Source organism: Chryseolinea soli, assembly GCF_003589925.1.
In the GTDB taxonomy this organism is placed as follows: domain Bacteria; phylum Bacteroidota; class Bacteroidia; order Cytophagales; family Cyclobacteriaceae; genus Chryseolinea; species Chryseolinea soli.
This window is the reverse complement of the sequence record NZ_CP032382.1, coordinates 3,979,922-3,995,628: the sequence shown is the minus strand read 5'-3', so window position 1 is coordinate 3,995,628 and position 15,707 is coordinate 3,979,922. Positions and strand designations below refer to the sequence as shown.

Here is a 15,707-nt window from a genome sequence, read left to right as displayed (position 1 = left end):
GGCCTGGTTGTCGGGATGATGGCATAAACAAAAATTACGATCTCATTATTACGCCACGGCGGCGTGAAGCAACCAAAAATAGGGTAAATGCGCAGACTGCCTTATCTTGCGAGCTAAACGAACCTGCCCTCTATGAGACTCACGCTCACAGATCCTAAAACCGGTGGCGATCTGATCCTGTTTAAAGGTGAAACCGAAATTGAAAGCCTCTTCTACAAACGCGACCACGACAACAAGTACTTCACCATCGCCTGGAATCACGGCAAAAAGCAAACGGTCTATATCGATAAGGAGGCACATACCTTTATGCCGCACACGATACTGCCGATCATGTTCAACCAGACCTTTCAATTTGAACGGGCCAAAGATGTGGTGGCCTGGCAATTCAACCGGGAGTTCTATTGCATCATCGATCATGATGCAGAAGTGAGTTGTGTGGGGTTCTTGTTTGGTCTTGGTGATAATCTGTTCATCACTTTGAATAAACAGGAACAAGAGAAATTTGAATTGTTATTGAATGTGTTCGTTGAAGAGATGAACACCTCCGACCACATTCAGAGCGAGATGTTGTTGGTGTTATTGAAACGCCTGATCATTCTGATCACCAAGCTGGCCAAATCGAATTATGCGCCCGAGGAGAAAATAACCGATGAACGGCTAAACCTCGTCCGCAAATTCAATTTACTGGTAGAAGCCAATTTCCGCTCACAACACGCGCTGGGATACTATGCAGAGCGGTTAAACAAATCGCCAAAGACCATATCCAATCTCTTCGCACTCTACAACGACAAAACGCCGCTGCAAATCATCCAGGAGCGGATCTTGATAGAGGCGAAACGTCTCTTATACTATACCGACAAATCGGTCAAGCAAATCACCTTTGAGCTGGGCTTTGAAGATTCGGCCTACTTTTCTGCATACTTTAAACGACACACTCTACAATCCCCGCTGGAGTTCAGAAGCGGCGCCAAAATAGCACGGACCAAGTAATCTCCAGGTTGTCCAGCAGAAAGGGAAGTAATCACAATCCTTCGGGAAGAATCCATATTTCCCCGGCCCGGCCGTTGCTGCACCTTTGTACTGTTGATTTAAACATAACCCATCAACAGAAAACAAAATGAAAACATCAAATTTCAAATCCAAAATCACAAGAGGTCTGATGGCCTTTGTTGTTGCGCTGTCTGTCCTCGGAAGTGTGGACGCTGATGCACAAGCCCAAGCTGTAAAAAATGTTGTTCTCGTACACGGCGCTTTTGCCGATGGCTCGGGCTACAAGGCCCTTTACACTGTTCTCACGAAAAAAGGCTATCACGTCACGGTCGTTCAGAATCCACTCACTTCACTGGAAGACGATGTGGCTGCCACCAAAGTGGTGCTCGACAAACAAGATGGACCGGTCATCCTGGTTGGTCATTCCTGGGGTGGCGCAGTGATCACAGAAGCTGGCAATCACCCGAAAGTTGTTGCCTTGGTCTACGTCGCCGCGTTCCAGCCCGGCAATGGCGAAACGGCCTTGCAATGGTTGCAAACTGCACCTCCCGCACCGGAAAATGGTGTTTTGCCTCCCGACGAAAAGGGCATCGTATACTATGACAAAGCAAAATATCACGCCGGGTTCTGTGCCGACCTCAGCAAAGAAGAAGCAGAATTTATGTACGCCTCGCAAGGAGCGTTCTACGCCAAAGGATTTGCCACACCCATCACCAAAGCGGCCTGGTTGGACAAACCCTCCTATGGCTTGGTAGCCACGGACGACAAAAGTATCGCACCAGAAATCCAACGCGCCATGTACAAACGCTCCCACACCAAAGTGACCGAGATCAAAGGCAGCCATGTGATCTTCATGTCACAACCCGATGCTGTCGCCAAAGTAATTATCGAAGCGGCTGTAAAAGCTTCCACTACGAAATAGGGTATCGCCTGTATCGCTTCCAACCACATGGCATGTCGCCGTGTGGTTTTGCGCGTGGAGCACGATTAGTAGCCAGTAGTCAGTAGCCAGTGGTCAGTAGCCAGTAGAAGCCATGTATCGGAAAAATGTTTCTGGACAATAGGCTTGGCTACTGGCTTCTCGGACTAAATACCGCGCATTGAAATCCTGGCTACTGGCTACTGACTACTGGCTACTGATATTTATATTGCCTCGAAACAATCGTACTCCCCCCTGCATCGATCTGCGTATACGTCGACCGGTCAGGAAAGTCCTGATCGTTGTAGGCAAATATCGTTGGGGCATCATATTGCAGCACGCCATCCTCGATCAATTCGGTGTTGATGATGTTATTCAGGGAAAGCACTTCTTCAAAACCTCCCACGTAGGCAAAGACCAGGTTTTGTTTGGCGGGGTTGTGTTTGTTGTCGTAGGTGTAGTTATAGGTAGCATACAATTGTCTTTCGACGCTGTTTACAAGATAGCGGTTGCTGCGCGTCACGTTGCCGGCTTGCCATTCGTATTCAAATTCGAAGTAATAAGTTGCCGGCTGGCCCGCACTGTTCTTTGTGGGGCGCTGTGTTTTCAGGATGACGTTACCCGCGTCGTCGTAGGCATAGGTGCGGGTGGCGTAAACTTCTTCTTGCCCCGCTGCCGGGAACCGGTACTCAATTTCTGAAATGCGTTTGCCTGCGTCGTCATACGTCAACTCTATCCGGCTGGCGACCACATCGCTGCTGATCACTTCCACAGAGATGAGGCGATCGCCATCATAGTTAAATTTTGTGTAGGTCTTGGTATCGGAGCTTATTTTGAAAGTGCTCAACCGGTCGTGTTCGTAAGTATAAAATTGCGAGTAATTGGATCCGACTATTTCTATGAGCTGGTTTTTTACCGGCGAGTCGTCATGACAACCGGAAAAGACCATGCAAGTCAGGCTAATGGCCAAAGGTATGAGTTGGGGGAATCTTTTTGTCATAGGAGTATCCCTAAGCTGGTGGGATGTTGTGGTTAGAGCGCGTGGGGAGAATTTGAGTGCTCTATACAAATATAGACGATTTTACTGCTTATCAAAGCGGGAAATCAGGAGCCAGAAGCCAGGAGCCAGGAGCCAGAATTTTAGTAGCCAGTAGTCAGTAGTCAGTAGCCAGTAGTTGGAAGTCATTTGTTGAGAAAATATTTCTCAGCAAACAGATCAGCTGCTGGTTTCTGAATAGTTGAAAATACTGTGTGCTGACTAGTGGCTACTGACTACTGAATGCCGAGCACCAAATTCTGGCTCCTGGCTCCTGGATTCTGGCTCCTGACTACGCCACCATCGTCACCGCCGACTGCAACGTCTTCTTCGCTTTCACCTGATATTCCTTCGGCGTGAGTTTCACGATCTTCTTAAATTGCTTATAAAACGTGGATGGATTATTGAAGCCGCAGGAGAAACAGATTTCCTCGATGTCGTGGTTGCCGAATTCGATGAGGAGCTTGCAGGCGTTGGCGATGCGGATCTCGTTGAGGTATTGGAAATAGCTTTTGCCGGTGTAGAGTTTGAAGTAGCGGCAGAAGGAAGTCTCTGTAAAATTTAAGAGGCTGGAGACTTGCTCCAGGGAGATGGTTTCCTGGAAATGTTCTTGGGTGTAGTCGAACACTTTGTTGATCTTCTCGAGGTCGGACTCTCCCATCGTGTCGTTTGTGAATTGGATGGAGTTGAGGCTATCGAAGCGTTCTTTGCTCAACAGGTCCAGCACTTTCAGCACGGAGACCACGGGAACGATGCTTTCGCCGGTGGCGACAGTGGTAAACACGGGGAGGAATTTTTCTTTGTCGACTTTGAATTTAAGTCCTCTGCTGGTTCGTTTAAGAAGGTCTTCGACGGACTTGAATTCGCGGCTATAGAAGAAGCGCTTGCCCAGGAAATCCTGGTCGAATTGCAAACACATGAGGTGAGCTTCTTCTGAAGTTTGGATGAGCGCGTGGGGCAGGTTTTTGCCGATCATAAACAGGTCGCCTTCGCCAAAGGAGTTCACGTAGTTGCCGGCCATGATAGTGCCGGTGCCGTTCAGGCAAAACAAAATTTCAATCTCGGCGTGGAAATGGAAAGGCAGATTGCACCCAGTGATTTCATTGATCAAAAAGGATTTCCCCGGATGCTGGAGGAAAATTTCCTGTGGTTTGCTGGTGGACTTCGCTTTCATACGCACTTAACCCATTCGATTTTACAACGATTGCGCCGCAAAAGAAAGCCATTCATATAATATTCGCAAGAATTGGATAAAATAGCGGAGGAGTGTGAAAAAATGGCACAATACAAACTAGCCGGTAACGCCTACCTTGAATTGGCGTGAACGTGAAGAATCATAAGCCCCTGCTGAAACTACGCTATGCAAAAAATTTCTGAGAATGACATTTCAAGGTACGAAGAACGAATTCGCAACATACTTTCCTCCAAGAAGGCAACCCTGGGATTCGATGGATTCATAGATTCGATTGTCAAGGTTATCCGTCAAAAGAGTTCGCCAGCGGACACCTATTTTGAATCGAGTCGCGATTTCGCACAGTATATCCTGGAGAAGAAAAATAAGAATTTCTCTCTCGAGCTAAAAGAGCAGACGCTGAAGCTGGGCGGCAACATGCCCATCATGGCCAATGCCCTGGGCCGCTTGGGACCAAAGCTCTCGTGCATCGGTGCCTTGGGGATGCCCAAGATCCACCCCGCCTTTCACAAGCTGCCCCCGAATTGCACGCTCTACAGCATTGCGGAACCGGGGATCAGCACCGCACTCGAATTCCAGGACAACAAGATCATGATGGCCGACATGAAGGAAGTGGACAGTGTGGACTGGAGCTTGCTCAAAGAAATCATCGGCACAAAAGAATTGATCGAACTTTTCTCGCACCGCGATCTTTTCTGTTTGCTCAATTGGAGTGAACTCCTGTTCTCGACCAGCATCTGGAAAGGCTTGCTGGAAGAGGTCTTGCCTTTCATCGCAACAACCACCCCTCCCATTGGCTTTTTCGATCTGTCGGATTGCTCGCGCAGAGATGATGAAGACATTGCGGAGGCGCTGAATTTATTAAAATCTTTTTCAAAATATTGGCGCGTCACCTTAGGTCTCAACCTGAACGAGGCGGACAAAGTTTATGACGTGCTGTTCCAGCACCGCAACCAGGCGCTGGACGTTTGGGAGAAAGGTCAGCATATCTATGACTCGCTGGGCATTCAAAACCTGGTGATCCATTGCGCTTCGAAAGCAACCTGCTGGGACGATCATGGAAAACATTCCTGGTCAAACGAATTGATCAGCTCACCCAAAGTGCTCACCGGCGCGGGTGATAACTTCAATGCCGGCTTCTGTCTGGGATTGTTGCTTGGTTTGGGTGGGTCGGACACTTTGGAACTGGCGCACACGGTGTCCAAATATTATCTACTCCATGGCGAAAGTCCAACGCTTCAACAATTGAGTTCGATCTTGAACAAACCGCTGCTGGTAGGAGAAATTCAATAGAAATAAATGACGCAAAAAAAATAACCCGGATCGATGGTCCGGGTTATTTTTATCAGGGAAGTTCCACGGTGCTGGTGGCTTCAACGCCTTCGCGCAAACGCTCGACATACCACTCCACGAATTTCGCTACCTCCAGTTCGACGGGTGCATACGGACCGGGTTGATATCGGCTGGACTCGATGCCGTTGAAATTGTTTTCGCAAAGCTTCCAGTCTTGTTCGCCGGTGATCTTCCAGAATTCGGTGAGGCGTTCGACGTTGTAGTCCTTTCCTTCTTCTGCTTTTCCGTCGACCAGCCAGGTGAGATCGATGCGGCATTGCGAAGCGCTCTCGGCGGTGATGCGCATGGTCCATACATAGTCGCCCACGGCATCCATCCAGAAGTTGGGATAGCAGACCAATCCTACCACGCCCGCATCAAGATCCTTGTGCGCACCCATGGGAATGGCCACGGCTTTTCCGTCGAGGCTGTAACTTTCTACGCCGTCGCGCAGGGGATAGCGGGTAGCAAAATGGAAGGTGTCTGTTTCAAAGTCCACGCCTTCGGTCACGAGCCCTTTGCTCTTCCAGGCGGCACGGCGTTCCAACAGGATGTCGTCGATGGATTCGCGGAGGTTGGCGCCTACCACGGCTTTGCAATATTCGGGGTGAGCGGGGCCGCAATGGTAGCACTCGCGGAAATTCTCCGCGATCAGTTTCCAGTTGGTGCGGATCGTATAACTTTTTTTGAAAGCTACTTTTGATTGATCGACCTGGTAGGTTTTTACATACGGTGCCAGGTCTCTTACCACGGGTTCGAAATCTACAGGCTCTTCGGCCAATGAGATGAAGATGAGTCCTTCGATGAGGCGGAGGTGCACAGGATGCAGGCCATAAGATGCCCGGTCAAAATCGTCGGGCATGAGGCGGGCCTTGAACAAGCTGCCGTCGCTGTTGTAGACCCATTGGTGATAGGGACACATCAATTTTGGGGCGTGGCCTTTTTCGTCCTGGCAAATGGTGGAGCCGCGATGGCGGCATGTATTAAAATGCGCATGCACTTTTCCTTCGCGTCCGCGGATGATGATCACCGAATCGCGACCGACGGCATACGTGATATAGTCCCCTTCTTTTGGAATTTCGGCAGTGACGCCCGCAAAAAGCCAATACTTTTTCCAGATCAATTCCCGGTCGAAGTGAAAGATCTCCTCGTTGGTATAAAAAGCTTGTTCCAGGCTGTGACCCGGAAGATAGTTGTTCAATAGATTCACAATTTCGGCAGCTTTCATATGTCTCTATTTTTTAGATATGCTCCTAGGAACGGGATGATAGCCCCCGTCATACATCAAAATTAATCGGTCCGGGTTACCAAATTCTCCACCTCCTTTGCCAATGGTTACAGTATTTTCGCCAGAAAAGCAATTTTCCCCTCAAACGTTTGCCGAAGTTCCTGCGGTTTGCAAGTTTTGTTTACACCGGATCGTGACAGACCCGGATTTTAACCAGACACTAAACACTATTTAACATGAGCAGTTCGGATAAAATTTCCCGTAAAAAATTCATCTACCAAGCAGGACTGTTAGGAGCCGCTGCTTCCCTTACGCCGCTGGTATCGTCGGCAAAAAACTCCGTTCAGCAAAAGAAAATCAAGGTAGCGATCATTGGTTGTGGCAGCGTTTCCACCCAATACCTCCCCCACCTTTCCAAATCGCCGTACGTTGAATTGGTGAGCACGTGCGATATCATTCCGGAACGCGCCGTGAATGCTGCGAAAAAGTACTCCATTCCCAACAATTTCCCGTCCATCGAAAAATTGCTGGCCGGTCCTGCCTTCGACTTGATGGTGAACCTCACCAACATGCAGGAGCACGGACGCCTGAACAAGCTGGCGATCAACGCCGGCAAAAATGTTTGGAGCGAGAAGCCTATGGCCACTACTTACCAGGAAGGAAAAGAATTGCTGGAGCTGGCCAAGAAAAAAGGCGTTCGCATCTGGGGTGCACCTGCGGTGGTGATGAGCCCTCAATTTGCGTTCATGGCCAAGGCCATCAATGAAGGCAAGTTGGGCAAAGTTTCTGCAGCGCATGCGCACTATGGTCACCTCGGTCCGGATTGGTCGGCTTTCTTTTATGAAAAGAACGGCGGCAGCATGCCCGACCTGGGTGTGTACAACATGGTTACGCTGACGGGGCTTCTCGGTCCCGTAAAATCCGTCGTCGCCATGTTGAACATCATCACGCCCGAGCGCAAGGTGAGCAATCGCCCCAACCCTATCAAGGTAGAAGAAGAAGACAACTCGATGGTGTTGATGGAACATGCCAGCGGCGCACTGTCGCATGTGCAAAGCGGTTTCAATTATTTTGATCCCTATGGCCACGCCGGAAAAGGACAAGACAAGCCCACCGTTTCCATTTGGGGAACCGAAGGCAACCTGCAATTGATCGGCTACGACTGGGCGCCTTTCGGCGTAGACATGGCCACAAAAGATAACGAAGCCACCCAACGCATGGCCACCGACACCGGCACCTACGTTTGGCAACAAGGCGCTTCCGCGATTTGCGAAGCGATGGCCACCGGCAAAGAACCGATCATCACCGCTCCCCATGCCCTTCACGTGCTGGAGATCATTGAAGCCGCGCGCCAGTCGCAAGCTACCGGACGACGCATTACGCTGCAGTCGACCTTCAATTATCCCGTCATTAGTTAATGTAAATATTGCCCATTCATTCACTAAAGTTCTTCCTCGCTTGAGGAAGAACTTTTTGCTTTCATCCTGATGCAAACTTTTATCGCTTCCACTTCAGAAGAATTTGCGCAACAAACGGCAGATTTTTTATTTCAACGCTTTGTCCAGAAACCTGATCTCATCATCGCCCTGGCCGCTGGCGAAACGCCGTTGCTTCCGTATACCCGGCTTGTCGAAAAACTGATCCACGAACGCGTGGACATCTCGCGCTGCACCTTCATCGGCCTGGACGAATGGGTGGGCATCCCACCGGACAATCCCGGGAGCTGTGCCTACTTTTTTCACAACGTTGTCCTGGGTCCGCTAAAGATCAAAAGCGACCGTTTCAAACTCTTCAATTCCCAGGCCGCAGACCTGCAACAAGAATGCCGGAACATGGACGCGTTCATCCTTTCAAGAGGTGTTCTCGACGCCATCGTCGTGGGCATTGGTATGAACGGTCACATCGGCTTTAACGAACCCGGCGTATCCGCAAAAAAATATTCGCACGTGATCGACCTCGACGCCAACACAAAAACCGTCGGACAAAAATATTTTACGCAACAGACTGCTCTCTCAAAAGGTATTACCTTGGGGCTGCAAACTTTAATGGACGCCAAACAAGCCATCCTCCTGGCCAATGGCGCCCGCAAAGCGTCCATCATGAGAAAAGCATTGGAAGGGCCTCTCTCCATTGAGGTGCCTGCCTCCATTATGCAACAACACACAAATGGCTTTATCTTTATGGACGAGGCAGCAGCCGGGGAATTAACCATAAAACAAAAGCGGGAATAGCAATTTATGCGGCTTACAGAGGTCAACCGTTTACGGTTACTTTATTTTCTTATCCTGAGCTGCACAGCTTCATGGCTTCCTTTGTTTGCCGACAACCTGAAATCCCGCGGACTTTCCGGTATCCAGATCGGGATCATACTCAGCGTCACGCCCATCAGCATGTTTCTGGTCCAACCTTTCGTGGGCATGTTGGCCGACCGGTGGGGTTTTCGAAGAAGCATGATGGTGTATAGCCTCATGGCAACGATCGCTTTCTTTTTACTACAACTCGATGCCTCATTTGGCATGCTGGTGGTGATGACCGTTTTCATGTCCGTTTTTTACAACGGCCTGCAACCCGTCATGGACAGCCTCACCTTACAACTCACGCAACGCGACCCCACGTTTAGTTATGGAAGCGTGCGATTGGCCGGCGCGGCGGGATGGGCGGTTACGGGCATTGTGATCGGCTACTTTATCGACGCCCTGGACACGCGCGTGATCTTCCTGTATTCGGGTGCTTCGTTGTTGCTGGTTTTCTTTCTTTCGATCACGATCCCCCATGAATACACTAAGGAAAAATCGACTGAAGAATTTTCGTTCGGGTCGGCACTTCGCGAGATCGTTACGCCCTCGCTGCTGGTTATTTTGATGGCCTTCTTCCTGGTGTCTGCGGCGGCGACCACGATCTGGAATTTTTATTCGATCTACATGAAGGAGAATGGTGCCTCCGCATCGCTGGTGGGGTTTGGGCTCTCGTTGCAGGGTTTGTGTGAGATCCCGTTCTTTTATTTCAGCGACGCGATCATTCGCCGGATCGGTCTCCGCAACACGCTGCTGCTCACCACAGCGGCCACAGCGCTTCGGTTGTTGTTGTACAGCCTTGTGCACGTGCCGGAAATGGCATTACCGATCGAAATTCTGCACGGCCTTTCGTGGTCGTTGTTCTGGGTGGCGGGTGTGGAATATACCAACCGTTTGGTGGCGGTGCGGTGGAGAGCTACGGGGCAATCCCTTTTGTATGCGGCCTATTTTGGGATCGGTCAGATCACGGGAAATTTCTGGACTGGATTTTTATACGATCAACACATGCCGATCGCTTCCATTTTCTTCTTAAACTTTTTTGTGGTGGCCCTCATCGTGGTGCTCCTGGCGTTTACGGTGAAGTCCGTTCAGCGCCCGGCGACTTCCTGACGATCAGAAAAATTTGTCCTTGTGTTCCTTTCTGAATTTTAGCGGCGAAACGCCCGTCACTTTTTGAAATTGCTGATAGAAGTTGGACACATTTTTAAATCCGCTGTCGACGCTGATCTGGTCGACGTTGAATTGTGTTTCCGTCAGCATCTTGTGAGCGTGTTCGATCCGGATCTCGTTGAGGAATTGGATCGCGGTTTTGTTGGTCCGGTCCTTGAAATAACGACAGAAGGCGTTGACCGACATGTTGGCTACACTGGCCACGTCTTCGAGTTTGATATCGTTTTTAAAGTTGATCAGCAAGTAATCCAGCACGCTGTCGAGCCGGTGCAAATCGGAGGCGTCTAATTTTTGTTTGTAGTGTTCCGAACAGAGGTAGCTGTAGTCCGTGCTCTCCGAAAGAATTTGCAGGATGTCCATAAACAAAAAGAACTGCTCGGTTCCCTTCAACGTGAGCGCTTCCTGGAATTTGGACACCATTTGTTTTTTTGTGGCCGCGCCGAATTTTATTCCTTTTTGAGAGCGCACCAACAATTCCCGCACTTTGTCCATTTCCGGAACAGAAAAGAATTCCTTCCCGAATGAATCGTGCGTGAAGACAATATAGATCGCTTCGGCGAGGCTGAATTGATTGCCTTTGAAATGGGTGTCGTCGCTTTTCCACACGTGCGCCAGGTTGGGGCCCAACATCACCAGGTCCGTTGCCTCGAAACGCTCCACACTGTCGCCTACAAAGCGGGTGCCTTGTCCCTGCGTGACCAGCATGATCTCGATCTCGGGGTGAAAATGCCACGGCACTACGAAATAAGGGCGAACCACCTTAACGACGTCGAAAGACCTGTTTTCGGGAAATTGGATTTTTATAAATCTGGGAACCTTCATCAGGGGTTTAATTTCCTAAAAACTTCTGAAACCATCGCGATATCGGCATCGCAAACCATTGAAAAATGATAAGATTCAGAAAGAAATGGAAAAATTCCACTACTAAAAGCCCGCCCGGTAGAGGGAAATTATGCAGGATTTAGTACCACTTTATTAAACACCGATCTTATGTTAAAATTCTATCACATTTTTAAAGGCATGCTTTGTCTGCTGATCCTGCTTTCTCCGGGCTGGACGCTTGCTCAAGAGCGCACCATTACCGGAAAAGTTACATCAGCCGATGACAATATGCAGCTTCCAGGGGCCAACATTTTGGTCAAGGGCTCGTCTTCGGGGACGGTTACCGATGCGGAGGGCCAATTCAGCCTCGCGGTTGGAGAAAACACCACCCTGGTGATTTCCTTTGTTGGGTATGTTAGCCAGGAGGTTGCGGTAGGTAACCAGACCAGCATCAACATCAGCCTCGTTCCAGACGCAACGTCGCTGGCAGAAGTTATCGTGGTGGGCTATGGCACTGTTCAGAAAAAGGACCTCACCGGCTCAGTCACCAACCTGTCGCAAAAAGATTTTAATGCAGGGGTCAATCCAAACCCGCTGCAAGCCATTCAAGGAAAAGTTGCCGGCTTGAACATCACCCAGCCTTCGGGAGATCCCAATCAAGCACCCACCGTGCGACTGAGAGGCTACACGTCGCTGGCCGGTGGTAGCGACCCGCTCTATGTTGTGGACGGCGTTATTGGCGTGCCCATCAACAGCATTTCACCGTCCGACATCGACAAGATCGACGTGTTGAAAGATGCCAGCGCCTCCGCTATCTACGGCTCGCGCGCTGCCAACGGTGTGATCATGATCACCACCAAACGCGGCAAAGACGGCAAGCCGACCATCTCGTTTAACAACTACGTCGCTATGGAAAACATTTCCAAGCGCCTCGACCTGTTGAACGCCGGTGAATACCGGGACGAAGTTACCCGCATCAAAGGCCCTGCGTCCCTGAGCGACGGTTTGAAGTTTCCCACCGACGCCAACGGAAACGGTTACAGCACGGACTGGATGAAACAGATCACCCGCACGGGATACACGAACAACCACGAGCTCGCGCTCGCGGGCGGTACGTCCCAGCTTTCCTATCGCGGCTCCTTAAATTACATGAAGCGTGAAGGTATCGTGAAGAATACGGACTTCGAACGGATCACGGGTCGTATCAATGTGGACCAAAAAGCATTGAATGACAAATTACAGGTTCAGTACAACCTGGCCATCACCAGCGTCAATTCGAATCTATCGAACGACGATGTTGTCAATCGCGCCATTTTGTTCCTGCCTACCCTGCCTGTCAAAAACACTGACGGTACTTACTATGAAGTGCCGGGCAGCTTCGACCTTTACAATCCGGTAGCGATGCAGCAGAATTATCAGCATCCAAGCCACAACACCATCCTGGTGGGCGCCGTGAATGCGAAATACGAGATCGTGAAGGGACTTACACTGGGCGTGAACGGTGCGTTAAAGAGCAATCAGACCCGCGAGGCACAAGCGTACAACGTGAACACCAAAGCCTACCTGGGAAATCTGGGCCAGGTTTCACAAAACTTCGATCAGTCCAACGACAAACTCATGGAGTTGACCGCGCAGTATAAGACGAACTTTGGCGCCTCCAATAACCTGACCGTGTTGGGCGGCTATTCTTATCAGGGTTTTATCAACGACGGCTTTGGCGCCATGAACAATATCGGCAATGCAGCGCTGGCCGATATCGGCTTGTATAACCTATACGGCTACAACAAGCTCCAGGCGTATCAAGGAACCCTCGTAAGACCACAGGGCAATTATACTTCCTCCTATAAGAACACCAGCACGCTCGTTTCATTTTTTGGACGGGCCACAGCGAACTTTGGCGACAAGTATAATGTCACTGCTACGGTAAGACGTGACGGTAGTACGAAATTCGGAGCGAACAACAAATGGGGTACTTTCCCCTCACTGGCTGCGGGATGGACACTCAGCAATGAAGGTTTTCTTTCCGGTGGCAGCACGCTCAACTATTTGAAACTGCGCGCCGGCTGGGGTCAGACCGGAAACCAGGAGGGTGTTGATTCCTATCGCTCTTTGCTCCTCTATGGACAAATCGATGGTACAGGGGCAACCTACTACGATCCGATCCTGAAAGCGTTCCTGCCCGGTGTTGACATCACGCAAAACGCAAACCCGAATCTGAAGTGGGAAGTGTTGGAGCAATTGAACCTGGGATTGGACTTTGAACTTTTTGATGGAAAAATTACCGGTACGTTGGAAGTCTACGACAAGCGCACCAAGGACATGTTGTATAACTACACCGTGCCTGTGAATGGCAACTTCTATGTAAAAAATCAATTGGCCAACGTAGGCGAGATGTCAAACAAGGGGATCGAGTTGTCGATTGGTGGCGATGCGATCAGCAGCGACAACTTCCGTTGGAATACACGAGTTGTAGGCTCCGCATTCAAAAACAGGGTTGAGAAATTGAGCGGTGCCGGCTATGAGTCTGGCACAATCTTATACAATAACTTCAACGGTCGCGGGTTGGGTCTGATCACGGCTTCCCAATTGCGCGAAGGCCACCCGATGGGTGAATTTTATATTCCTCATTTCAGAGGGTATGACGAAAATGGACTCATCCAGTACGAAACCGAAGACGGTGGCGTGACCACCGATTATGGCAGCGCCAAGAAGTTTGAGAAAGGCTCGGGCATTCCCAAAGCCACCGTTTCGTGGATCAACACGTTCACCTATAAGCATTTCGATTTCTCCTTCCAGTTGCGTGGTGTTTTTGGAAACAAGATCATCAACAACCTGCGGTCTAACCTGACCCTTTCGGGAAGCATCCTGGAAAACAACATGCTCCGCGACATCGATCAGTATCCGGCAAACTACAGCATACCGGGCTTGTCTGACCAATGGTTGGAAAGCGGATCGTTCGTGCGCCTCGACAACTGGCAACTGGGCTACAACATCCCCGTGGGTGGTAATGCCATTAAAAACGCCCGTGTGTATGTGGCGGGAAACAATTTGTTTGTGATCACGAAATACAAAGGTATAGACCCTGAATTACAAGTGAAGGGTGACCTGGGTACCGATCTTGCAACGCCAAACAGTATCGGCATGGACTACAGCAATGTGTATCCAAAAACCAGATCCTTCCAGCTTGGTGTTAACCTTACTTTTTAAAACGACGACTATGAAAAATTTTCTGGCTATCAAAAGAAAAGTGGCCTACGCTTCGATCCTGATGATCGGCTTCAACCTCTGTTGTACGAACCTGGATGAAACGGTCTATGATCAGATCCCACAAGATCAATACGGACAAACCGAAGGGCAACTGAACACGCTCATCGGCCCGCTTTATACTGGCTTAGGGGGTTACTTCAGCACCTTCGAGCTTTTGAATTGCGTAACCGACGAAGAACTCGCTCCCACCCGTGGTGGCGACTGGGGAGAACCGGAGTGGAAGTTCATGACCGAACACACCTGGCCCACGAGCTTCTATGGCTTCGACAACCTCTGGAACTGGATCTATTCGAACATCGCCAAGGTAAATCAAAAGATCGCCAACCCCGGATTTCAAAGCCCCGAGGCACAGGCCGAATTGAAAGCCCTTCGCGCTTTTTACCACTATGAGGCCCTCGACAATTTTGGCAATGTGCTCATTTCCGAAAGTGTCGGCACCGACTCCCCTCCGCAAAGCAGTCGCGCAGAGGTTTATGCTTTTGTTGAAAAAGAATTGCTGGACGCCCTGCCCAATCTTTCTACGGATGTGCGGGCCAAGTATGGTCGCATCTCGAAGTATGTGGCACATATGATTCTGGCGAAGCTTTACCTCAACGCAGAAGTCTACACCGGCACCCCGCAATGGGCCAAAGCGATCGAGCAATGCGACGCCATTATCCAGTCGGGACAATTCACCATTGCCACCGATTTTCTTTCTACGTTCAGTGTGAACAACGAAAACTCAACGGAGATCATTTTGTCGACGCCGTTTGACAAATCTCAACGCACCGGCCTCTACTTGCAGATGTCGACCTTGCATTATCTGCATCAGTTAACCTACGACCTGGGTTCTGCTCCCTGGAACGGCTATTGCACCTATGCGGAGTTCTACGATACATTCGAACCGGACGACGTACGGAGACAAATGTGGCTGACCGGTCAAATCTATAGCTCCAGCGGTGAAGCATTGTTTGACGACACGCAACCCGCCATCCTCACGAAGGAAATTCCTTCCTTCAAGATGCCCGCGGGGCCCGATGCCCGCCTGGCAGGTTATCGCAGTGTGAAATATGAAGTGGAGCGTGGTGCTACCTTTGATATGAGCAACGACTTTGTGATCTACCGGATCTCGGATGTATACCTCATGCGTGGGGAAGCCCACCAACGACTGGGGCACCTGGGAGAAGCCTTGGATGATGTGAATGCCGTGCGCAGCAAAAGAGGCGTAGACGCTTTCACAATCATGAGCCTCGACGACATCCTTGCCGAACGCGGCCGCGAACTGGCCTGGGAATATCACCGTCGCCAGGACTTGATCCGCTTTGGAAAATTTGAGAATGCCTGGGGCTTCAAACCCGTTACACAGGAATACTTGCGGCTTTTCCCGATCCCGCAAAGCCAGATCGCGCTTAACCCGAACCTCACTCAGAACTTTGGTTATCCGCAATAATCTGTCGCTCATTCCTATCGAATAAATG

12 protein-coding genes are annotated in these 15,707 nt (G+C 50.1%); 8 read left to right on the top strand and 4 right to left on the bottom strand.

Features of this window, described 5'->3' with window-relative positions; genetic code table 11:
- Window positions 1-132: 132 nt before the first annotated feature.
- Window positions 133-990: a helix-turn-helix domain-containing protein gene (locus D4L85_RS17050; protein WP_119755432.1), complete on the top strand. Its 858-nt coding sequence runs from the start codon at window positions 133-135 to the stop codon at window positions 988-990.
- 127 nt (window positions 991-1,117) lie between these two features.
- Entirely contained in the window at window positions 1,118-1,912 is a 795-nt protein-coding gene (locus D4L85_RS17045; RefSeq protein WP_119755431.1) for an alpha/beta hydrolase, read from the top strand.
- 211 nt (window positions 1,913-2,123) lie between these two features.
- On the opposite strand, the gene D4L85_RS17040 is transcribed toward D4L85_RS17045, so the two are convergent.
- Complete coding sequence (locus tag D4L85_RS17040; protein ID WP_160143793.1) at window positions 2,124-2,909, bottom strand: hypothetical protein; 786 nt, start codon at window positions 2,907-2,909, stop codon at window positions 2,124-2,126.
- A gap of 328 nt (window positions 2,910-3,237) precedes the next feature.
- Window positions 3,238-4,119, bottom strand: a complete 882-nt coding sequence (locus D4L85_RS17035; RefSeq protein ID WP_119755429.1) for an AraC family transcriptional regulator — start codon at window positions 4,117-4,119, stop codon at window positions 3,238-3,240.
- A 186-nt stretch (window positions 4,120-4,305) separates the two neighbouring features.
- Here D4L85_RS17035 and D4L85_RS17030 point away from each other — a divergent pair, with 186 nt between their 5' ends.
- Window positions 4,306-5,430: a carbohydrate kinase family protein gene (locus D4L85_RS17030; RefSeq protein WP_119755428.1), complete on the top strand. Its 1,125-nt coding sequence runs from the start codon at window positions 4,306-4,308 to the stop codon at window positions 5,428-5,430.
- A gap of 52 nt (window positions 5,431-5,482) precedes the next feature.
- Here the strand turns inward: D4L85_RS17030 and D4L85_RS17025 are convergent, their stop codons facing one another.
- A complete protein-coding gene (locus D4L85_RS17025; protein ID WP_119755427.1) occupies window positions 5,483-6,697 on the bottom strand; it encodes an aromatic ring-hydroxylating oxygenase subunit alpha in 1,215 nt (404 codons plus the stop codon).
- Between the two features lie 236 nt (window positions 6,698-6,933).
- On the opposite strand from D4L85_RS17025, the gene D4L85_RS17020 reads away from it, so the two are divergent.
- From D4L85_RS17020 to D4L85_RS17010, 3 genes are all read left to right on the top strand, one after another.
- Window positions 6,934-8,115, top strand: coding sequence for a Gfo/Idh/MocA family protein (locus D4L85_RS17020; protein WP_174236161.1), 1,182 nt, complete (start codon window positions 6,934-6,936; stop codon window positions 8,113-8,115).
- Between the two features lie 69 nt (window positions 8,116-8,184).
- On the top strand, window positions 8,185-8,928 hold the full coding sequence (locus tag D4L85_RS17015; RefSeq protein WP_119755426.1) for a 6-phosphogluconolactonase: 744 nt from the start codon (window positions 8,185-8,187) through the stop codon (window positions 8,926-8,928).
- 6 nt (window positions 8,929-8,934) lie between these two features.
- On the top strand, window positions 8,935-10,101 hold the full coding sequence (locus D4L85_RS17010; RefSeq protein ID WP_119755425.1) for an MFS transporter: 1,167 nt from the start codon (window positions 8,935-8,937) through the stop codon (window positions 10,099-10,101).
- 3 nt (window positions 10,102-10,104) lie between these two features.
- Here D4L85_RS17010 and D4L85_RS17005 read toward each other — a convergent pair whose 3' ends face one another.
- Window positions 10,105-10,983, bottom strand: a complete 879-nt coding sequence (locus D4L85_RS17005; RefSeq protein WP_119755424.1) for an AraC family transcriptional regulator — start codon at window positions 10,981-10,983, stop codon at window positions 10,105-10,107.
- 168 nt (window positions 10,984-11,151) lie between these two features.
- Between D4L85_RS17005 and D4L85_RS17000 the strand changes: the two genes are divergently transcribed.
- Entirely contained in the window at window positions 11,152-14,190 is a 3,039-nt protein-coding gene (locus D4L85_RS17000) for a SusC/RagA family TonB-linked outer membrane protein (protein ID WP_119755423.1), read from the top strand.
- Window positions 14,191-14,200: 10 nt separating this feature from the next.
- Entirely contained in the window at window positions 14,201-15,679 is a 1,479-nt protein-coding gene (locus tag D4L85_RS16995) for a RagB/SusD family nutrient uptake outer membrane protein (protein WP_119755422.1), read from the top strand.
- Window positions 15,680-15,707: the final 28 nt, after the last annotated feature.